This window comes from Streptomyces sp. NPDC059003 (genome assembly GCF_042740445.1).
In the GTDB taxonomy this organism is placed as follows: domain Bacteria; phylum Actinomycetota; class Actinomycetes; order Streptomycetales; family Streptomycetaceae; genus Streptomyces.
This window is the reverse complement of the sequence record NZ_JBHYJH010000159.1, coordinates 1-20639: the sequence shown is the minus strand read 5'-3', so window position 1 is coordinate 20639 and position 20639 is coordinate 1. Positions and strand designations below refer to the sequence as shown.

Genomic DNA, 20639 nt, shown 5'->3' with positions numbered 1-20639 from the left:
CACGTGATCCGGCGGCCCCCGGCCGTGGGCGCGGCTGCGGCCGCGGCGGTCAGGCGGTGGCCGACCACCACTGGGGGCGCTCGCGGTACCACGCCACGGTGCTCTCCAGCCCGGCGGCGAAGTCGATCGCCGGGCTGAAGCCGAGCTTGGCCACCTTGCCGGTGTCCAGCGCGTACCGCTGGTCGTGGCCCTTGCGGTCGGTGACCTGCTGGACCAGCGCCGGGTCGGCGTCGCACAGCTCGACCAGGTGCCGTGCGATCGAGGCGTTGGTCGCCTCGAAGCCGCTGCCGATGTTGTAGATCTCGCCCGGGGCGCCCTCGGTGAGCACCAGTTGGAGCGCGGCGCAGTGGTCTGCGACATGCAGCCACTCGCGGACGTTGCTGCCGTCGCCGTACAGCGGCACGGGCCTGCCGCGCAGCAGGTTGGTGATGAACAGCGGGATGAGCTTCTCGGTGTTCTGGTACGGGCCGTAGTTGTTGGAGCAGCGGGTGATCCGCACGTCCAGCCCGTGGGTGCGCCAGACGGCACGGGCCACCAGGTCGCTGCCCGCCTTGGACGCGGAGTACGGGGAGTTGGGCAGCAGGGGCTCGTGTTCGTCCCAGAAACCGGACTCGATCGAGCCGTACACCTCGTCCGTGGACACGTGCAGCACGCGCTGCACGCCGTGCCGCACACAGCTGTCCAGCAGTTGCTGCGTGCCCAGTACGTTCGTCGAGGCGAACGGCACGGCGCCCACCAGGGAGCGGTCGACGTGCGACTCGGCGGCGAAGTGCACCACCACGTCGTGCCCCGGCAGCGCATCGGCGAGCGCGTCGGCGTCCCGGATGTCGCCCTGGACGAACGTCAGCCGCTCGTGCCCGAGCGGCAGGTTCGCCGTGTTGCCCGCGTAGGTGAGCAGGTCGAACACGGTGACCTCGGCGTCCGCCCACTCCGGTCCCGAGGAAGCGGTGTAGGTGCCGGCGAGCAGCTCGCGCACGTACTGCGAGCCGATGAAGCCCGCGCCTCCTGTGACAAAGACCTTCATCTGGACCGCCTCCCTTCAGCCGGCCGGCAGGACCTTCAGCCGGCGGCGGTGCGCGCCCTCGCCGGTGTCCGCTGTCGAGGACAGGTGCGAGACGACCCGCTCGTCGACGGCGTCCTGGGCGGGGTCGTCGTGCACCCGCAGGATCTCGTAGGTGGTGTTGCGCTGGGCCGGCACCCGGTCGGTGCCGCGGATCAGTTCCAGCAGCTCCGGCAGGTTCGAGCGGTGCTTGGCCCCGGCCGAGGAGACGACGTTCTCCTCCAGCATGACCGAGCCGAGGTCGTCGGCGCCGTAGTGCAGCGAGAGCTGGCCCATGTCCTTGCCGGTGGTCAGCCAGGAGCCCTGGATGTGCTCGATGTTGTCGAGGAAGAGCCGGGCGACGGCGATCATGCGCAGGTACTCCAGCGGCGTCGCCTGCGTCTGGCCCTTCAGCTTGTTGTTCTCGGGCTGATAGGTGTACGGGATGAAGGCGCGGAAGCCGCCGGTGCGGTCCTGTGCGTCGCGGATCATGCGCAGGTGTTCGATGCGCTCGGCGTTCGTCTCGCCGGTGCCCATCAGCATGGTGGCGGTGGACTCCACACCCATGTCGTGGGCGATGCCCATGATTTCCAGCCAGCGCTCGCCGGACTCCTTCAGCGGGGCGATGGCGTTGCGCGCCCTCGCCGGCAGCAGCTCGGCGCCGGCGCCGGCGAGCGAGTCGAGGCCGGCGTCCCGGATGCGGGTGATCGCCTCCTCGACCGGCACCTTGGAGACCTTCGCCATGTGCTCGATCTCGGAGGCGCCGAGTGAGTGGATCACCAGCTGCGGGAACTGCTCCTTGATCGCGCCGAACATGCCCTCGTAGTACTCGACGCCGTAGTCCGGGTGGTGGCCGCCCTGGAACATGATCTGGGTGCCGCCCAGCTCCACGGTCTCCGCGCAGCGCCGCAGGATGTCGTCCAGATCACGGCTCCAGCCCCGCTCGGTGTCCTTGGGCGGGGCGTAGAAGGCGCAGAACTTGCACGCCGTCACGCAGACGTTGGTGTAGTTGATGTTCCGCTCGATGATGTACGTCGCCAGGTGCTGCCGGTCGGCGTAGCGCCGTCTGCGGACGGCGTCCGCGGCCTTGCCGAGCGCGTGCAGCGGTGCGCTGCGGTACAGCTCGACGGCCTCGTCGGGGGTGAGGCGGCCTCCGTCGCCGGCGCGCTCCAGCGCAGCGGTGAGTTCGCTGGTCGGGTTGGCCACGTCGGCCACCTTTCTCTGTCGGCTGGTGCTGGCTGGGTGAGTCCGGTGCCGGTGCCGGCCGCGGCCCTGGCGAAGGGCGCCCGCCGGCCGCGGTCCCTGATCGGCTGCGACCGCTGAGAGCACCGGGCTCATGCATCTAGTGGGTGGGTGACGGGTCGCTGTCCAGCAGGCGGATGGCCACGTCGGGAGGGAAGCCGGCGTCGGCGCCGCCGACCCGGCGGGCGAACTCGCGCAGCCCCGCGAGGTGTCGCTCGCCCAGGCTGAAGTCGAGTGCGGACAGGTAGTACCGCTTCAGCGTGGGGGCGTCGAACTCCGCCCAGCGGGCCGCCTTGTGGCACACGTCGTCGATCTCGTCGAGGAACACCTTGCGGGAGGCGAGGAATCCGGAGTGCACCTCGCGCACCAGGTCCGCGTTGCCGGCCAGGAAGTCGCGCCGGGCCGCGAACACCGCGAAGACGAACGGCAGTCCGGTCCATTCCCGCCACATCCCGCCCAGGTCGTGCACCTCGTACCCGGAGGTGCCCGCGCCGAGGAGCGAGGCGCGCAGTGCCGCGTCGCCGATCACCACTGCGGCCGGTGCGCCCGACAGCATGGTCGCCGGGTCCGCCGAGCTGGGGCGGTACTGCGGCCGCACCCCCACCAGGTCGCTGAGCAGCAGCTCGGCCAGGCGCACGGACGTGCGGCTGGTCGTGGTGCAGGCGAGCGGGACGCCGTCGAGCTCGTCCAGGGGCAGCCTGCTCAGCAGCAGGCAGGACATCACGGGTCCGTCCGCGCCCACCGCGATGTCGGGCAGCAGCACCAGTTCGTCGGCGTGCCGCAGGTACTCCGTGACGCTGATCGGGCCGATGTCGAGCTCGCCGGAGACCAGGGCGTCGCTCAGCCGCTCCGGGGTGTCCCGGCGCAGGTCGAGGTCGAGCAGGCTGCCCGTACGGGCCAGCCCCCAGAACAGCGGGAGACAGTTGAGGAAGTCGATGTGGCCCACCCGCGGCCGGGTGCCCACGATCTGCCCGGCGCCGTCCGCCGGCAGTCGGCCGGTGAGCGCCGTCATGGGGTGTCGACCGCTTCCGGTCCGTACACCTCGACGCCGTCGGAGACCCGGCGCACGTGGATGCAGTCGCCCGGGCAGTCCTTCACCGAGTCGATGACGTCGCGCACGGCGATCGTCGGCACGATCACTGCGGCGCCCTGCTCCTGCCTCAGTTCGCCGTCCGCGCCTTTGACGTAGGCCAGGCCGTCAATGTCCAGCTCGAAGACGTCGGGCGCGTACTGGCAGCAGATGCCGTCGCCCGTGCACAGCTCCTGGTCGATCCAGACGTCCAGGGACTCGTCCTGCGCGGTCATCGCGCACACCTACCGATCCTCGTCGGGAATGCGGGCATCAGTCACACCTGCATGGGCTGGGGGGCGTCCCGGCGTACGGGGTCGGGGCCCTCGTACTCGCGGATGGTCTCGTAGCGGGTGTTGCGCTCCACGGGGCGGAAGCCGGCGTCGCGGATCAGATCGAGCAGGCCCGCACGGGACATCTTGTCGGGCGTGCCGTAGCCGTCCGCGTCGTGCGTGATCTTGTATTCGACCACCGAGCCGTCCATGTCGTCCGCACCGTGGTTGAGTGCCAGGGCGGCGGTGCCCAGGCCGTGCATCACCCAGAACACCTTCACGTGCGGCACGTTGTCGAACAGCAGCCGCGAGACGGCGAACGTCTTGAGCGATTCGGTCGGCGTGGCCATCTTGGTCCTGGCCATCAGGCGGTTGCGCACCACTCCGTCCATCGAGTCGTGGAAGTCGTGCTGGTAGCGCAGCGGGATGAAGACCTGGAAGCCGCCCGTCTCGTCCTGCAGCTCGCGCAGCCGGAGCACGTGGTCGACGCGGTGCCGCGGCTCCTCGATGTGCCCGTAGAGCATCGTGCAGGGCGTCTTGATGCCCTTGGAGTGGGCCAGGCGGTGGATGCGCGACCAGTCCTCCCAGTGCGTCTTGTGGTCGACGATCTCCTGGCGGACCTCCCAGTCGAAGATCTCCGCGCCGCCGCCGGTGAGCGACTCCAGGCCCGCGTCGATGAGTTCATCGAGGATCTCGCTCGCGCTCAGCCCGGAGATCTGCTCGAACCAGTGGATCTCGGTGGCGGTGAAGGCCTTGATGGCGACGTTCGGCGGCAGCGCCTCCTTCAGCGCCCGGATGGAGCGCGGGTAGTAGCGCCACGGCAGCGTCGGATGCAGTCCGTTGACCAGGTGCAGCTCGGTGAGCTGCTCGGCCTCCATCTCCTTGGCGAGCTTGACGGCTTCCTCGATGCGCATCGTGTACGCGGCCTTCTCGCCCGGCTTGCGCTGGAACGAGCAGTAGGCGCACGAAGCGGTGCACACATTGGTCATGTTGAGGTGCCGGTTAATGTTGAAGTAGGTGACCTCGCCGTTCTTCCGCGTCCGCACCTCGTGTGCGAGGCCGCCGAGCCAGGCGAGGTCGTCGCAGGCGTACAGCGCGATACCGTCCGCGCCGCTGAGCCGTTCGCCGGAAGCGACCTTCTGCTCGATCTCGCGTTTGAGTCCTGCGTCCAACCGTGCCATCTCCTCGGGTCGTGTGCCGTCATGAGATCGAATCCGCTCGTCGGTTAAGCTCACCAGCCGGGCTGTCGCAGCTCCATGCTGGGCACGCACCTGTAGGAGAACCCCTACAGCTTGGGCCGCCGGGCCCGCGCTTGATCGGGACACTCGTAGCGTGAGTGCCCGGCCCCCCGCCGGGGCCGCCCGCACCGCGCGGAAGGAATGAGGCCATGACGGTCACGCTCACCCTGCGCAAGCAGGGCGGGGTGCACGCCCTTGACGCATCCGCCTCCATCGGCTCCCTGGACGCCACCGCCACCCTGGAGTTCGGGCGGGCCATGCGCACCGGCACGATCACCTCGGGCGGCCGGGCGCTGCCGATCGCGGCCCATGGACCGCACCGCACCGCGGTGACGGTCGGCGGTGGCAGCCGGCCGGTCCTGCGGCTGGCCCTGGACGACGCGTTCGTCCCCGGACCCGCCGAGCAGGTGCGGTGGAGCGTCTTCCCGCACCGCCGCCCCCGCAACGCGTCCCTGGAAAGCGACCGGGGCCGCCTGGACTTCACCGTTCCCCAGCACGGCAAGCAGGTGACGGTCGAGGTCACCGGCGACTGGGACCAGCTGGACACCGTCGCCCTCGCGGGCTGCTTCGCCCTGCTGTCCATGCGCCGGGGCCACACCTACCGCGCGCTGACGGTGCTGGCCGTGACGGGCGGCCCGCACCCCAAGTGAGCCGACGCGCCCCCTGAGCCGACGCGCCCCCTGAGCCACAACGGCCGGTCGCCGCCTGCCCCGGACTGCCCGGGCACCTGGTGTCCTGTGCCGGCGACGACACGGACGATCTGTCCGTTGAGGCCGGCTGCTGCCGGCTCGCAGATGCCGACGCCGCACGAAGGCCTCGCGGCGTTCCCGGTCAAGCCGGGCCGGCCTGCCGGGAGAGGACAGCAGGCAGCGGCGGCAGCCGCGGAGTCCGGTCGGATCCTCAGGGCCGCCGGCACAGCTCCGCGACGGCGAAGGCGAGCTCGAGTGCGGCGGAGCCGTCCCCGGCCAGTTCGGCCGTGAGGCCGCCGGGGTGGGTGCCCAGCGCGCGGTGGATGTCGTAGAAGGCGGTGGCCTCGGCGACGACGTCGCCCAGGGGGCGGGGGCCGTCGGGAGTGGTGTCGCAGATCCAGACCACGTGATGGTCCTCCGCCGTGACCTTCTCGATGAGCGCCGGGAGCCGGTCGCGCAGCGCCGCGGCGCCCATGCGCGCCTGGAAGGTCATCCGGCCGGGCTCCCGGGCCGGGTCGAGCCGGTCCAGGAGGCGCACCGCCTCGTCCGCGTCGCTGCCGGGACCGAGGGCAACGCCTAGGGGGTTGCGGATCGTGGCGAGGTAGGCGACCTGGTCCTCGCGGTCCCGGGCGGGCGCGCCGGTCCACACGAAGTGGCCCGAGGTGTTGTACCGGTGCCCGGTCCGCGAGTCGATCCGGGTGAGGGCGGAGTCGTAGCCGGGATCCCGGCTCTCGTGGGAGGCGAAGAGCTCGCCGGCGCCGAGCCGGGCCGGGTCCAGGCCGCAGGCGCGCATGAAGGCCAGGGCCCGGTCGATCTGGTCGATCAGCGCGGTGTGGCGCTCGGGGGCGGGTGAGTGGGCCACGAACTGCCGGTTCCACCCGTGCACTTGCCCGAGGTTCCCGTAGCCGCCCGCACCAAGGGCCCGCACCAGGTTGAGGCGGGCCGCGCGGGCCTCGTATCTGCCGGCCCTGCCCGGCGGCTCCGGGCCCGCAGCGGGCAGGTCGATCCCGCTGAGCTTGATCACCGGGCCGCCGGTGGCGTACGTCAGCACCGCCGCCATCTGCAGCTGGGTGCGCAGCCGGCCCCGGATCACGTCCGCGCTCTGCCCGCCGGAGGTCCGCGCGCGGTCCGCGCAGTGCAGGACCAGCGCCTCGCCACGGGTGGCGCGCGCGAGCTGTGCGGTAAGCAGGTCGCACTCCCCCGCGAACACCAGGGGCAGGGACGAGGAGAGTTTTGCGGCGGTCTCCTCGGGGAGCTCTCCACCGGGCCCGCACGACGGCTCGCCCGCCGACGGAGCACGCCGGGCCCCGGACTCGGTCATCTCCACCGCGTCTCTCATCTGTCCGCTGCCGGTTCGCTTCTTCTGCGCAGGCAGCGTAGGTCGGCGGGGTGCCGGGCCGGGCCGTGCGCTCGGCGCCCCTGAAGGAATCCCTAGAAGTCCGGTGCGGATGTGGGGAACGAGTCGTTCGGCACCCTGGTGGGTGAGCTTCTTTCCCCTTGGTCGAGTGGTCGAGTGGTCGAGTGGTCGGGGTCAGGGTCCGGGTTCCGTTGCGGCGGACTGGTTCGCGGTGAACCGGGCAGCAGCGAGGGGCCGAACGCCGTATCGTCCGGATCCGGCCCGCACGCGGCTTTCCACCGCAGGTCACAGCACAGGTGCGGGAAGCCGGGAACGCGAGAACGCGAGAACGCGGGAACGCTCCCGGCAGGGATCAACTCCCGCCATACAGAGCAGACATCAGGCGCGACCGGCTGCCCGGGCGGACGCCCCGTCATGCCGGGCCAGCCGGCGCCGGAAGCGTTCGCCGTGCGGTGCCGGGGACGCTGTGGTGTCGCACCGTCGCGTCCCCGGCCTGATCCGCCGCGCCGACCCATCGGACAGGCCCTAGGCGGCGGCCCCGTTGACCGACAGCCGATAGCCCAGTCCGTCGACCGCCTCGACGAGTTGCGACACACCGAGCCGCTCCCCCAGGGACGCGATATAGCCCTGCAACGAGGCCTTGAGCGTGCTCCGTTGCGCCCGCAGGACCTGGTCGACGAGCTGGTCGGCGCGCAGCACCTCGCCAGGGCGGTGGGCCAGCGCGACGAGGATGCCGAACTCCTCGTCCGACAGGTCGATCGGGGCGCCGTCGGCCAGCACGACCCGCTCGTCCAGGTCGATGCGCAGCGGCCCGGCGAGGATGAGGCCCTCCGGGGGCCGGCCGGCCGACTCGGGCTTGGCGGCCCGCCAGCGGCGGACCACGGCCCGGACCCGGGCCAGCACCTCGGCCAGGTTGTAGGGCTTGACGAGGTAGTCGTCCGCGCCCAGGTCCAGTCCCCGCACACACGCGGCATGGTCCGCGCGGGTGCTGGTCACCAGGATCGGGACCGAGCTGGCGGCCCGGATCTCACTGCACAGGGCGAAGCCGTCGTAGTCGGGCAGGCCGAGGTCCAGCAGCACGGCGTCCGGGCGGGTCTGCTCGAGCAGTTCGAGCGCGGCCCTGCCGGTGCCCGCGCACACCGCGGCCACTCCCTGCTGGGTCAACGCGGTCTGCAGGGCCGCGGACACACGGTCGTTGTCCTCGATCACCAGAATCTCCATCTTTCCCCCATGGATTCCGAGAGCGATAGCGCCACGATATGCAACGGCGGGGAACCGGCACCACGGTCACCCTAATTCCGTCCCGGCCTCGCCGCGCGAGCGGGCCGATGTCTCGCGCTCGGGGCGGATGTAGTCGGGCAGCACTTTCGGCGGCCAGCAGCCGATACTGAACATTCCCATCGAGTACGCCTTCGCCGCGAGCGCCGTGCGGTTGGGCACCTTGAAGAGCCGCAGCAGGATGCTGACGTGGTACTCGATGCCCTGCCGGCTGAGGAACAGCCTGGCCGCGAGGCGTATGGTCGGATCCCCCGCCGCCACCCCCTCCAGCACCTTCGCCTTGAGCGGTGTCAGCTTCCACCACGAGCCGACGAGCGCCTGCCGGTCGTCGGCCGGCTCCTCCGGCGTGAACTGCACCAGGATCATGCTCCGTTTGCCGTCGGCGTCCTCGACCGGGTAGGCGGTGACCTTGCCGGAGACCGCGGTGTCGTGGAACCAGACGGCAAGGGAACGGCTGACCACCTGCGCCTGATGGCCCTGCGCGAGCCGCAGGAGCTGGTGCAGTACGTGCTGCCGCACGCTCGGGTGCAGGAACTCCGCGAAACTGCGGTCGCACAGGTCGTCGTGGTGGCGACCGCACTGGGCGCTGAAGGCGCTGTTGACGGACCGGATCCGCAGACCGGGATCGAGTATCGCAAGACCGATTCCGGAACGTTCGATCAGCGACAGCACCACGTCGCCGTACTCGTCACTGCGAATCCGGGGGGAGAAAATGGAGGATGGGGCGTCGCGCAATTCATCACTGCTGCGGTTTTCCTGTCGCAGAATGAGGGGAACCGCGCCGGAAATTCTTCGTACTTCGCTCCCTCTGCTGTCCCCCGCTTGCAGCGCATTTGCCATGCCACACCTTCCCCCTGTTTTGTATCGACCGGCAAGCCGCAGCCTAAGCAGGACAATCTTCAACAGACAATGCGAGGCAGGGGTCAGGCAGAACACTGTGGTCGCGGCTCCAGCGGTTCGGACGGGCCGCGGCAGGCGAGTTCGGGACCCCGGGGAACACGTCCGCCGGGCAGGCCCCCTTGTTCGAGGAGTCGACGAGCACGGCACGAAGCGGGCAGGACATGCACGTTTGTCCGAGTTGATCAACATGGCTACTGGCAGGTAGCCCGATCGGTGCACCGACTGGGCACCGAAGTGAAGCACCGCACCGGGCATCGCCCGCCCCTGGCGGAGGCATTACCTCCGCTGGCGGGAACCCGCGCGGCCCACCGCTCGGCCCACGCCGGTGGAGAGCATGTGCCGCAGCGATCAACACCTGTCAGCGGCTGCAACGGGACAGATTCGGGCGCCGTCAGAAATTGATCGACAACACGCCGGAGCGAAAAGCCGCTTCCCCCGCCATGCGGCGGACAACCGGAATCAGTTCGGCCCGGCCTGCCACGTCGAGCCGCCGGTACAGCCCGGTCAGGGTCTTCTCCACGGCACGGCGGGTGACGCCCAGGGACTGGGCGGTGTCCTGGTTGGTGTGGCCGAGGGCCACCAGTGCCGCGACCCAGCGTTCGGTGTCGCTGAGCCCGTCGCCGCCGGGCGGCACGACTCCGCGCAGCTCCGCGCCGAGCGACGCCGTCCAGCAGCGCAACAGCGGCGCCCCCGCCCGGTCCGCGATCCGGTCGGCCTCGGCCAGGAGCTCGGCGGAGCCGGGGCGCCCGGCGGCGCGCAGCCGCGTACCGTACCCGCGCAGCGCACGGCCGAGTTCGAGGACGTCGGTGCCCTCCCTGAGCACCGCGACGGACTCGGCGAACAGCGACAGCGCATAGCGGCCGTGCACGACGGTGCCCCAGACCCGCAGCACCCGGCCGAGCTCGTTGGGCGAGCCGAAGGCGCGGGCCCGGTCACAGGCCTGGGCGAGGAGCGCGAGCGCGACCTTCTGGTCCCCGCCGCGCAGCAGGAGGGGAACGCACCACAGGTTCACGGGGGACAGCGCCTGGCTGCACCAGCCCGCGGCCTCGGCGCGGCGGGCCGTTTCCACCAGTTCCGCGGCGGCCTGGGACGGATCCGTGCGCGGGGTCAGCAGGTTGCCCAGCACCTTGCCGGCGAAGCCGCGGACCGGCAGCCCGCTCTCCGGGCCCTCGTCCAGCAGGCCGTGCAGTCGGCCGGCCCATCCGGCGTCACCGGTTGCGACCGCCACGGAAGCCAGCCCCCATACGGCCAGCCAGTCGCTGTCCCCCAGCGTGCCCCGGCCCGCGGCGCAGGCGTCCAGCGCGTCCATCCAGGCGTCCGCGAGGCGTCCGGAACACAGGGCGGCCAGGGCGCGCCAGCCCAGCAGCCGGGTCCGCTGCCGCTCGTCGCCGCGCCGGGTCGCCGCGTCGACGGCCATGTCCAGCCAGCTGCGTACGGGCGCTTCGGCCTCGGCCGCGATGCCGGAGGCGATCATCAGTGCGCAGGCGGCGTACCCCGAGGCGGTGGAGGCCGGTTCGTGGTCCAGCATCCAGCGCACCACGGCGGCGGCTTCGGCGGCGGGCAGCCGTCTGCCCAGGACCCCGGCGAACACGAGGACCGCGACCAGTTCCCGCTGTGCCGGGGTGCCCGGTTCCGGCCCGGGTGCCAGCTCGCGCAGCCGCCGCACCGCGTCCTCGGCGGCGTCCGGCGCCGCGAGGCCGGACAGCCGGGCCCGGGCCTCCAGCCGCAGCCGCGACTCGGCCGCTCCGGCGTCGCGCGACGGCTCCGGGTCCGGCGTCCGGGCGGACGAGAGCACCTCGGCCACCGCCCGCGGCGCGGCGGTGAACAGGGTCAGCGGCACCCGCGACACGGCCGCCGCGCGGGCGTGGGCCGGGCCCAGGAGCGGAACCGCCTGGGCCACGTGCCGCAGCGCGGCCGAGGTGTCGAGATCCTGCTCCGCTTCGGCCAGTGCGAGCAGGAGTTCGCCGCGCTGCGGGCTGTCGGGAGGGAACTCGCGCAGCGCCCGGCGCAGGCAGCGGGTCGCCAGCGCCGTGTCACCGCGGCGGCGCGCGTCGTCGGCCGCCCGGCGCAGCATCCACGCCGCCTCGGTCCACTCCCCCGGGCCGGTCTCCAGCAGGTGCGGGACGAGCCGTTCGGACGGGGCACCCGCCGCGCCGAGCAGCTGCGCGGCCCGGCGGTGCAGCTCCGTCCAGTCGGCCGGGGAGAGACTGTCCTCGGCGATCTCCCGCACGCAGTCCCACAGGACGGGAGGGGTGCGGCGGTCGACGGCCCAGCCGAGCCGCAGCAGTGCCCGTGCCGCGCGGGCCGCCTCGTCCAGCGGGAGCCGGGCGAGGCGGGCGCGCGTGCGCTCGTCGGCGGCGCCGTCGAGGACCGCCGCGCAGTGGGCCAGCCGCCTGACGGGCTCGGGGTGGCCGCTCAGGGCCGCGGCCACCCGGGCCTTGAGCGGCCAGGGAGCGGGCCGGGAACGGGCGGTGGCCAGCAGCGCCGCGGAGGGGTGGCGTTCACCGGCCTCCAGACGGTCGAGCAGGGAAGCGAGCCAGGCGGGGTTGCCGGCCGTCGCGTCCTGCCAGGACCGGGCCGATTCCTCGGACAGGGCGATGCCTTGCTCCGCGAGCAGGGCGTGCACATCCACCGTGTCGAGCGGCGCCATCCGCACCAGGTGGTCCGCCCGCGTCAACAGGTCCTGCACTGCCGGCAGTTCGGCGTCCGCCTCGCCCTCACACACCGCGACCACCAGCAGCAGCGGGGGGGATTGGGGGTTGGCGACCAGCCGGGCCAGCCAGGTCAGCGATACCTGGTCGGCCCACTGCACGTCGTCGACCAGGAACGCCATGGGGGCGGCTGGGTCCGGCCGCCCGGACGGACGCAGCGCCGCGACGTCCCCGACCGACGGGAGCAGCTGTTCGACCAGGCCTGCGCGCACGCCCTGTTCCAGTCGGCTGGCCCGGGCCCGCCGCACGACCAGGCCCTCCTGCAAGGCCAGTTCACCGGCGGCATCGAGGAACGCCGAACGGCCCGAGCCGAGCGGACCCGTGACCGCCACCAGCACCACAGAGCCGCGACGTGTCCGGTCCATCGCTGTACGAAGCGGAGCAAAGCTCGCATTCTTGGCGGCGGTTCGACGCCAGAAGGCCGATTTCAAACCTATTCCATACCTATTCCATACTTTGTCAAAACTCCCCCGGGCGCACTGATCATCATATTGTCTTCATCATGAGCTCGATGCCCTTGGAGCACATGCAGCTACTCCCCAAGTCGACAGTGCGTCAGTTCGGTCCGCGCACCGTGGTGGTGCTCGGCGCCGACGACCACACCTTCCTGCACCGGATCGCCCGCCGCATCGGCGACATGTCCGGCTACGGACCGGCGGCCGACCTGCGTTCGGTCGTCTGCCGCCGCGAGGACGCCGGCACCGAACACGCCGTTCTGCGGCGGTTGCTCGACGTGTGCGAACCGTTGCCCCCACGCAGGGCTCGGCACGCGGCCCTGGAGCAGATCACCGGGCTGCTGGCGCGGTCGCCGGTGCTGCTGGCGATCGGCGACGCGCAGTGGTGCGACCAGGGCACGCTGCGCTGCATCGACTACCTGACCCGCAGCACGGCCGGGTTGCCGCTCACCATGGTGCTGAGTGTCGCGCCCGGCGCCCTGGCCACCGCCACGGCCCCCTTCCTCGAGGTCATGGCACGAAGGGGCTGCACGGTCCTCGACGCCACCGCGCTCGGGCCCGACAGCCCGGGCCCGACGGGCGGATCCGGCCCCGGCGACCTTCGCCGGTACGAGCCCGACCCGCTCCGCGTGGCGCAGGCCTCGGCTCTTCTGAACAGCACCGAGGTGGATCTGGTCGCCGCCCTCGCCGGTCTGCCCGCCGGCGTGACCCGCCGGGCCCTGCACGACAGCCGGGCTCTCGGGCTGCTCCCGGAACACGGTGCCCCGTCCTGCCCGGAGGCGCTGCTGGACGCACTGCCCGCCACCGAACGCGAACGGATGCGCACCCAGGCAGCCGAGATCCTCAACGACGCGGCGCGGCCCGCCCGCCAGGTGGCCGACCTGCTGCTCGGCCTGTCGACACTGGACCGGCCCTGGATGACCGCCGTCCTCAAGGAGGCGGCCACCGCCGCGCTGCGCGACCACCCGGCGTCGTCCGCGTCCTATCTGAGCCGGCTCCACGAGGCGGATCCGGAGGATGCCACCACCCGCACGGAGCTCGCCACCGCGCTGCTCGACATCGATCCGGCTGCCGCGCGCGAGCACCTGGACGGCATGCTGTCCCGCACGGACGACCCGAACGTGCGCACCCGGGCCACCGTTCCGCTCTGGCTGAGCGCACTCATGACCCACCGCACGCCCGACACCCCCGCGGCGCTCGACGACGTTCTGCACGCGCTGCGCGACGGCACTCCCGACAAGGCGCCGCCCCCGCGGAGCCGGCCGGAGCCGACCGGCACGTCCCCCTTGTCCGGGAGCAGCCCGCGGCAGCATCTCGCGCGCGCCGTCGGTGCGCTGCGCACCGCACTGGCCGGCACCGACCCCGACGCCGCCACCGCCGACGCACATCATGTGCTCAAAGCCGAGCCGCCGAACACCGCATGGGAGCGGATCAGCGCGGCCCAGGTCCTGGGCCTGGCCGACAGGACCGGGACCGCGCTCCACCACCTGGACCGGGTCGTCGCGGACAGCGAGCGACGCGAGGAGACCTGGGCCGAGTGCCATGCCCGGTCCGTCCAGGCCCTGTTGCTGATCGAAACGGGACGGGTGGGCGAGGCGTACCGGGCGGCGCTGGCCGCGACCCGGATCGCCGAGCGGCACGGCCAAAGGCAGCGGACCCGGCTGGCGCCGATCGCCCTGGCCCTGGCGCTGCTGGCGCGCGGCGAGCCCGGACGGGCCGAGGGCGTCCTGCGCCGACTCGGGTGCCACCACTTCGACGACACCGTATGGGACCACCACCTGTACCTGATGGCCCGGGCCCTGCTCGCACGCGCCCACGGGCACATCGAGCAGGCCCTGTACCTGCTGGAGCGGTGCGGAGCCAGCCTCGACAGCGCAGGCGTCCGCAACCCGGTGTTCACCAAGTGGTGGGTGTACAGCACGGACTTGCTCATGGCGTTAGGCCGACCCGGCGCGGCCAGGGAGCGTGCGGAGCTCGGCCGGCACCTGGCCGAGCGGTGGCCGACGTCCGACAGCTGCGGGCTGAGCCTGCTGGCCCGGGGCATGGCGGCCGGGCCCGCCGACCGGGTGGAGCTGCTCGCCGAGAGCGTCCGCGTGCTCGCGAGCAGCGATCACCGGTACTCGTACGCCGTCGCCGAACTGCGCCTCGGGCAGGAGCTGTTGCAGCGACGGGACGACGCGGCCGCGCGCAGCCGGCTGCGCGCGGCGCAGACAACGGCGATGATGGCCGGAATGGCCGCGGTGGCCGAGCGGGCCCGGTCCGCGCTCGCCGCGGCCGGGGACCGCCTGCCCGCGCTGAGCGGCGCGGAGCAGGCCGTGGCGCGGCTCGCGGCGGCCGGTGCCACGAACCGGGCCATCGCCGACGCCCTCTATCTGAGCGTGCGCACCGTCGAGTACCACCTGACGAGCGTGTACCGCAAGCTCGGTATCGACGGGCGGGCGGGCCTCGCGGAGTGGCCCCCGTGCCCGGAGCCGGGCGCCGCCGCGCAAGCGCCCGGTGGCAGACGGTGAGTCCGCTGCGGCCCGCGTCCGGGGCGCGGCGCGTACTGCTGGAGCGAGCGGACGAACTGGCCTTGCTGGCACAGGCCGTCCGCGAGGTCGCCGACGGCGGGTCCGCGACGGTCGTGGTGCACGGCAGGCCGGGCACCGGGCGCAGCACCCTGCTCGCCGAGACGGCCGTGCTCGCCCGCCGTGCCGGACTGCACGTCGTGACCGCGCCGACGGCGCCCTACCCGGGACCGGAACCTACCGGCGCGGCCCGGTCCCGGGCAGGGGCACAGGAGCCGCCCGCGGCCCCTGTGGCCTTCCTCCGCGACGAGGCGCGGCAGCCCGGCGCGGGCCCGGTGGAGTCGGCTCAGTCGCTGGTGCGGCGCTCAGGCGGGCGGCCCCTGCTGTACGTGGTCGCCTGCGCCGACCCCTCGGTCCTCGCCGAAGTCGGGCCCCCGCACCACGAGATCCTGCTGCGCCCGCTCAGCGCCCGGGCCGTGCGGGCGCTGCTCGTCGAGGCGTACGGCGAGGAGGCGGCCGGGCCGCTCGTCCCCGCCGCGCTCGCGGCGACCGGCGGCAACCCGGCGGTGCTGTGCGGGACGCTTCACCGGCGGCCCGCTCCGGCGCCCGGGCCCGAGGAGTTCGTGGCGCTCGCCGACCAGGTGGGCCGGCACCAGCTGCGGTCCACGCTGGCCAGGGCCCCGCGGCAGGCGGTCGCACTGCTGCGGGCCGCCGCCGCGGCGGACGGCGACTTCTCCTTCCACCAGGTCTGCGAGCTGGCCGACATCCACCTGCCCGCCCGCGAGCGGGCCCGCGCGGACGCGGCCCGCACCGGGCTGCTCGGCCCGGTCACGGACCCCCGGCTCTACGACGCGCTCGTGACCGACCGGCTGCTCGGCCTCATGGACGACCGCGACCGCGACGGACTCCACGAGAGCGCCGTGCGGCTCGAACGGCGCTACCAGGGACGGCAGTCAGTCCTCGGCCGGCTCGTGGCACGCACCGGGCTGACCGATTCCTGGGTGCCCGAGGCTTTGTACGCGGCGGGCGTCGAGGCCCGCCGGTCCGGCGACGACGCCGGCGCCGCCACGCTGCTCGCGAGCGCGGAGGACCGCGGGGCCCAGGGCGGTCTGCGGACGGAGGTGCTGCTGGAGCTGGCCAGGGCGCAGCTGTCGCTGCACCCCGACGCCGCCGACCGGGGGTTCCTCCGCGTGCTGGCGGAGCCTGCCCTCCGGGACGGTTCCACGGCGCGGCTGTTCGCCGCCGACGTGCTCGCTCTGCGCGGAGGCTCCGAGGCGGCGTCCGCCATCGCCGCGGCGGCGGCGCTCCGGACGACGCCCGCGCCCCAGCAGCGTGCCCTGCACGGCCTGCGGGAGCTGACGCTGACGGACACCGGTGCCCCGGACCACCCGGGACCGGCTCCCGCACCGGAGGCGGGCCCTGACGCGGGCGCGTGGGCGGCCCCGTTCCCCCTCCCTGCCGCGGACGGTGCCGGTGGCGGGGCGGCCGACGCGGCGCGGGCCGCCGCCGTGGCCTGGCGGCTCTGCTCGGCCGGGCGGGAGATCGGCCGCGCGCGGCGGCTGGCCGCCGGGGCGCTGGCGCGGGCCGGGGCCGGGCAGTTCGCTCCCGCGCTGGTCGCGGCGAGGGTGCTCGTCATCGCCGACGGTGTCGAGCTCGCCCGGCACGGGCTGGAGCGGATCGAGGCCGAGGCACGGCGGCAAGGGGTGCGGCCTGCGGTCGGTCTCGCCCTGCTGAACTGGGCCGAACTCGCCCTGCGCACGGGCGATGTGAGCGAGGCGTGCTCCCGGCTCGACGAGGCGATCGCGGAGGTGCCCCGCCGGCACTGGCATCCCCGGAGACTGCCGCGGCTGACCGCGCTGGAGGCGCTGATCGCCCTGGAGTCCGGGCGGCCGGACCTCGCCGAATCCGCCGTGTCGGGTGCCGTACCGGACCGGCACGAGTACGGAGTCGACCAGGCCTTCCTGCTGTTCGCGCGGGGCCTCACGGAGCTGCGGACCGGACGGACCGCGGCGGCGGCACACCTGCGCGAGTGCGGCCGGATGCTGCTCGCGCTCGGCTGTACGAACCCCGGTGTCGTTCCCTGGCGTTCGCAGCTGGCCCTGGCGTTGGCCGGCGCTGAGGCGTCGGCGGCCCCGGACGCCATCTCCCCTCTGCTGGCCGAGGAGCTGGCGGCGGCCGGGGCCTGGGGCGCGGCGTCCACGGTCGGTTCGGTCCATCTGCGGACCGGACTCGCCCTGCCCGGCCCGAAGGCGCTCGTGCATCTGTGCACCGCGGTACGGATACTCACGGACTCGGTGGCCCGTGGGCGCCGGGTGCAGGCGCTGGCGGAGCTGGCCGACGCCCTGTTCGACGACGGCCGGCCGGGAGAGGGCCGGCGCGCCCTGGATCAGGCCGTCTCGGCGACGCGGGCCCGCCCGGGGCTGCCGGCGGGGCGGGTCGCCGAAGTGGCCGCGCGGTACGAGGAGCTGCCCCGGACGAACAGGGCGCGCCTGAGCCCGGCCCAACTGCGGGTCGCGCTGCTCGCCGCCGAGGGCTGGTCGAACAGGGCGATCGCCCTGGAACTGTCGGTCAGCCTGCGCACGGTCGAGCTCCATCTGACCCACAGCTACCGGGCCCTGGGCATCACCGACCGCTCGGGCCTTCCGACGGCGCTGGGCCACGACGCCGGGACGGGTTGACGGCCGGAAGCCGGAAACGGACACCACCAGCCGCCGACGCCCGTACCGGGCCCGTCGCCGCCGCTACGAGCGGCGGGGCCGCAACCCGTGGAGCCGCCGCCCTGCCGCCTCAGCCGCCGTTGCAGACGTCCAGGGCCGGCTCCGCCCCCACCAGTCCGTTGTGCAGGGCGACCGCAACGGCCTGGGTGCGGTTCGGGCTGTTCAGTTTGGACAGCACGAGCGCCACGACGCGCTTGGCCGAGTGCTCGGATATGCCCAGGGTCACCCCGATCTGCTTGTTGCTCAGCCCGTCCGCGAGCAGTTCCAGCACTCGTTGCTCGCGCTCGGTCAGCAGCCCGATCGGCGTTCCCGTGTGCGTCGCCGCGGCATCCGGCGCTGCGGCCGACGGCCCTGTCCGCACGGCTGGTTCCGGCCGCAGCCGCTCGCCGCTGGCGAGCCTGCGCAGCGCGTCGTCGAGTCCGTGCGCGGTCAGCGCGTTCTGGTCCAGGATGCCGTCGCAGGGCACGCCCCCGCGGGACACGGCCTGCTGCATTTCGGAGCCGGGAACCAGCAGCGCGACGCGGATACCGTTTCTGCGGGCGACCCCGGCCAGTTCGCGCACCCACGCCTCCGCACCGAGCCCGAGGCCGCTGGCGCACCACAGCAGCAGCACGTCGCAGGAGAGGATGAGCACCTGAATGGCGTCCTCGCGCGCCGGGGCCGCGAACTCGCCCGGCTCGAAGACGGCGTACTGCTCGACTTCGGCGGCCTCTTCCAGCAAGCGGGCGAGTCCGGCACGAACCACCCCGCTCTGCGCCACAACTGCGACCCGTTCCGACGCGCCCACGCCGTACCCCCCGTCTTTCGACCCGGCCACGTGCGGTTGCGCCCAGCCGGCCGAGCCACCTCACACGTCCTGGCGAGCGTTCACTCTAATGGATCTCGCGTAACCGATCTACGGCAGGCAGGGGCGCCCTGCCCGCCGTCGTTGCCCCTGGCAACGGTCGCAGAGTGCAGACGAGTGATACCGAGTGTGGCGTAGGCGATGCCGTCACCGTCGAGCCGGCAGGTGCGGGAGGAGGAGCTGTCGGCTCAGGAGCTGCGGCGTGCGGTCACGCCACGCGTGGCGACCGTCTCGATGTAGTCGGCGGCGGCCACGGGCCCCCCGGCGGCGCGCATGGCTTCGCCCAGCGAACGGACCCGTGCACGTGTGTCCTTGTCGCCGGAGACCTGGTTCACCGCTGCGTACAGCCGCTCACCGGTGACCTCGCCCCGGGGCAGGTGCGCGCCGAGGCCGAGCTCCTGGAGGCGGGCCGCGACGAGCCGCTGCTCGGGGGTGTGCGGCACGGCCACCACGGGCGTGCCGAAGTACATGGCCTCCATCACGCTGTTCATCCCCGCGTGGGACACGAACGCGTCCGCCCGCTTCAGCACCTCCAGCTGGGGCACCCAGCGATGCACCTCGACGTTGTCGGGCACGTCGGCGAAGTCGTCGGAGTCGTCGGAGTCGGCCAGCGAGCCCGCCGAGACGACCACATGCCAGTCGGTGTCCGCGGCGGCCTCGACGCACGTGCGCAGGAACTCCCGCTGGTACTCGAAGCTGAAGCTGCCCATCGCGACCAGCAGCAGCGGACGTGCGTCGGCCGGCGGGCGCCAGGGGGCGCGGTCGCCCCGCTCGCCGATGCACGCACCGACGAACGCGAACCGGTCGTCGAACGTCTCCTCCGCGGGCTGGAAACGCCGGGGCAGGAAGACGATGTTCGCCTCGTCGGCGGGCGCGTTGAACTCCTCCAGCGTCACGTCCGCCAAGCCGTGCTCCTTGAGCAGCCGGCCCTGCTTCACGAAGAAGTCGTAGAGCGCGGGATGCTCGGGGTCGATCTCGCCCGCGTACAGGTCGCCCACCTGCTGGGTGAGCGAGTAGTGCTCGTTGGACGCGAACGTCGCGAACAGCTCGATCCCCGGCCGCCGCCACTTGCGGGCCAGTACCCGGCCGGCGGCGAAGGTGCTGACGTCGTACAGCACGGCGTCCGGTACGTCGTCGCCGAACCCGGCCTCGTAGATCGGAACGGTGGCGATGGCCTCGTCGATCGAACGGACCGGCTCGTGCGCCATGTAGTCCGCGTCCATCTCCGCGGGCAGTTCGCGCGAGGCGAGCCAGGATTCGTACTCCAGCACGGTGGCACCGGTCCCGGCGACCAGGGGCGCGAAGCGTGAGTTGGTCGCGAAGGTGACCCGGTGGCCGCGGCCCACGAGTTCCGCGACGACGGGCAGGGTGGTGTTGATGTGTCCGAACGCGGGGAACGGCAAGAACGCGATGTGGTACGCCGACATGCACGGCAGCATGCCAGCGGCGGCGGCAGGCCCTGGGCACGGCGGCCGAACACTGGGGAATTCACCAGGCCGTTCCCTGCAGCCCGCCGCACAGTCCGGGTGAACACCTGGTGTATCGCGCTCTCCGTGGCTGCCCGCGCGCGGCCCGTGCTCCGCTGGGCCCGCCAACCCGGTCCCGACGGAGAGCGAGCTGCCGTGAGCCGCCCAACAGATCGCGCCGGTGCGCGACCGTCCCAGCACGAGCACGACCCCGGCCTGAAGATCTTCTCCCGCGGATGGCCCGACCAGGCGCCGGACACGGTGTGCGGCTGGGGATCGAGCGAGCCGCACACCCACCTCGTCCGCAAGGGACTCGCCTCCCTCCTGGAAGCACACCGCGTGACGACGCTGAACGACGCCGGATGCGGCGACCTGGCCTGGATGCGCACGCTGGACCTCAGCGGGGTGGACTACGTCGGTTACGACATCCACGAGCGCGCCACCTGGCCGGAACTGCGCCGCCTCGGCTATCGCCTGGAGGTCCTCGACATCACCACCAGCCGGGTACGCCCGGCCGATCTGGTGATCTGCCGCGACGTGTTCATCCACCTGCCCAACCACATGGTGCTGCCCGCCCTTGAGCAGTTCCGCCGCTCCTGCCGGCTGCTGCTGACCACCAGCTACACCAGCTCTCCCACGCTGGAGCACGGCGAGTTCTCCAACTACGACCGCTTGGACGAGCCGAGCCTCAGACACGCCAAGCTCGATCTCTCCCAGGCCCCCTTCGACCTCGGCGAGCCGCTGGAGCGCATACCCGAGGACTCGCCCAACAAGTACCTGGGGCTCTGGGACTTGACGCGCTAGGGCGTGTCTTTCGGATCAGGCCGGATCAGCCCGCGGCGTCTGGTGCGGTGC

General features: G+C 72.8%; 15 protein-coding genes. 4 read left to right on the top strand and 11 right to left on the bottom strand.

Annotated features, from left to right (window positions below):
• Positions 1–49: 49 nt before the first annotated feature.
• The 5 genes from rfbB to mqnE form a co-directional block, all read right to left on the bottom strand.
• Positions 50–1024 (bottom strand): dTDP-glucose 4,6-dehydratase, encoded by a 975-nt coding sequence (gene rfbB, locus ACFWZ5_RS36470; RefSeq protein ID WP_384799594.1) that lies wholly within the window; start codon positions 1022–1024, stop codon positions 50–52.
• A 15-nt stretch (positions 1025–1039) separates the two neighbouring features.
• Complete coding sequence (mqnC, locus tag ACFWZ5_RS36465; RefSeq protein WP_384799591.1) at positions 1040–2245, bottom strand: cyclic dehypoxanthinyl futalosine synthase; 1206 nt, start codon at positions 2243–2245, stop codon at positions 1040–1042.
• A gap of 136 nt (positions 2246–2381) precedes the next feature.
• Positions 2382–3293: a menaquinone biosynthetic enzyme MqnA/MqnD family protein gene (locus tag ACFWZ5_RS36460; protein WP_384799588.1), complete on the bottom strand. Its 912-nt coding sequence runs from the start codon at positions 3291–3293 to the stop codon at positions 2382–2384.
• On the bottom strand, positions 3290–3586 hold the full coding sequence (locus ACFWZ5_RS36455; protein WP_384799585.1) for a ferredoxin: 297 nt from the start codon (positions 3584–3586) through the stop codon (positions 3290–3292). The genes ACFWZ5_RS36460 and ACFWZ5_RS36455 overlap by 4 nt, the downstream gene beginning before the upstream one ends.
• Before the next feature lie 41 nt (positions 3587–3627).
• Positions 3628–4794 carry an aminofutalosine synthase MqnE gene (gene mqnE / locus ACFWZ5_RS36450; protein ID WP_384799582.1) on the bottom strand — a complete coding sequence of 389 codons (1167 nt, stop codon included), beginning with the start codon at positions 4792–4794 and terminating at the stop codon, positions 3628–3630.
• 215 nt (positions 4795–5009) lie between these two features.
• On the opposite strand from mqnE, the gene ACFWZ5_RS36445 reads away from it, so the two are divergent.
• The gene (locus tag ACFWZ5_RS36445) at positions 5010–5510 is read left to right on the top strand and encodes a hypothetical protein (protein ID WP_384799579.1); all 501 of its coding nucleotides are present in this window, start codon (positions 5010–5012) and stop codon (positions 5508–5510) included.
• 250 nt (positions 5511–5760) lie between these two features.
• On the opposite strand, the gene ACFWZ5_RS36440 is transcribed toward ACFWZ5_RS36445, so the two are convergent.
• The 4 genes from ACFWZ5_RS36440 to ACFWZ5_RS36425 form a co-directional block, all read right to left on the bottom strand.
• Positions 5761–6870, bottom strand: coding sequence for a 3-deoxy-7-phosphoheptulonate synthase (locus ACFWZ5_RS36440; protein ID WP_384799597.1), 1110 nt, complete (start codon positions 6868–6870; stop codon positions 5761–5763).
• A gap of 561 nt (positions 6871–7431) precedes the next feature.
• Positions 7432–8127 carry a response regulator gene (locus ACFWZ5_RS36435; RefSeq protein ID WP_384799576.1) on the bottom strand — a complete coding sequence of 232 codons (696 nt, stop codon included), beginning with the start codon at positions 8125–8127 and terminating at the stop codon, positions 7432–7434.
• 66 nt (positions 8128–8193) lie between these two features.
• Positions 8194–9024 (bottom strand): PAS domain-containing protein, encoded by an 831-nt coding sequence (locus tag ACFWZ5_RS36430; RefSeq protein ID WP_384799573.1) that lies wholly within the window; start codon positions 9022–9024, stop codon positions 8194–8196.
• A gap of 451 nt (positions 9025–9475) precedes the next feature.
• Entirely contained in the window at positions 9476–12160 is a 2685-nt protein-coding gene (locus ACFWZ5_RS36425) for a LuxR C-terminal-related transcriptional regulator (protein WP_384799570.1), read from the bottom strand.
• 137 nt (positions 12161–12297) lie between these two features.
• Between ACFWZ5_RS36425 and ACFWZ5_RS36420 the strand changes: the two genes are divergently transcribed.
• Positions 12298–14760 carry a LuxR C-terminal-related transcriptional regulator gene (locus ACFWZ5_RS36420; protein ID WP_384799567.1) on the top strand — a complete coding sequence of 821 codons (2463 nt, stop codon included), beginning with the start codon at positions 12298–12300 and terminating at the stop codon, positions 14758–14760.
• Positions 14712–17435 (top strand): LuxR C-terminal-related transcriptional regulator, encoded by a 2724-nt coding sequence (locus tag ACFWZ5_RS36415; protein WP_384891843.1) that lies wholly within the window; start codon positions 14712–14714, stop codon positions 17433–17435. The genes ACFWZ5_RS36420 and ACFWZ5_RS36415 overlap by 49 nt, the downstream gene beginning before the upstream one ends.
• A gap of 109 nt (positions 17436–17544) precedes the next feature.
• On the opposite strand, the gene ACFWZ5_RS36410 is transcribed toward ACFWZ5_RS36415, so the two are convergent.
• Together ACFWZ5_RS36410 and ACFWZ5_RS36405 are read right to left on the bottom strand one after the other, a co-directional pair.
• Positions 17545–18261, bottom strand: coding sequence for a response regulator transcription factor (locus ACFWZ5_RS36410; RefSeq protein WP_384799561.1), 717 nt, complete (start codon positions 18259–18261; stop codon positions 17545–17547).
• Positions 18262–18506: 245 nt separating this feature from the next.
• On the bottom strand, positions 18507–19745 hold the full coding sequence (locus tag ACFWZ5_RS36405) for a macrolide family glycosyltransferase (RefSeq protein ID WP_384799558.1): 1239 nt from the start codon (positions 19743–19745) through the stop codon (positions 18507–18509).
• Positions 19746–19940: 195 nt separating this feature from the next.
• Between ACFWZ5_RS36405 and ACFWZ5_RS36400 the strand changes: the two genes are divergently transcribed.
• Positions 19941–20588 (top strand): class I SAM-dependent methyltransferase, encoded by a 648-nt coding sequence (locus tag ACFWZ5_RS36400; RefSeq protein WP_384799555.1) that lies wholly within the window; start codon positions 19941–19943, stop codon positions 20586–20588.
• The last annotated feature ends 51 nt before the right edge of the window (positions 20589–20639 follow it).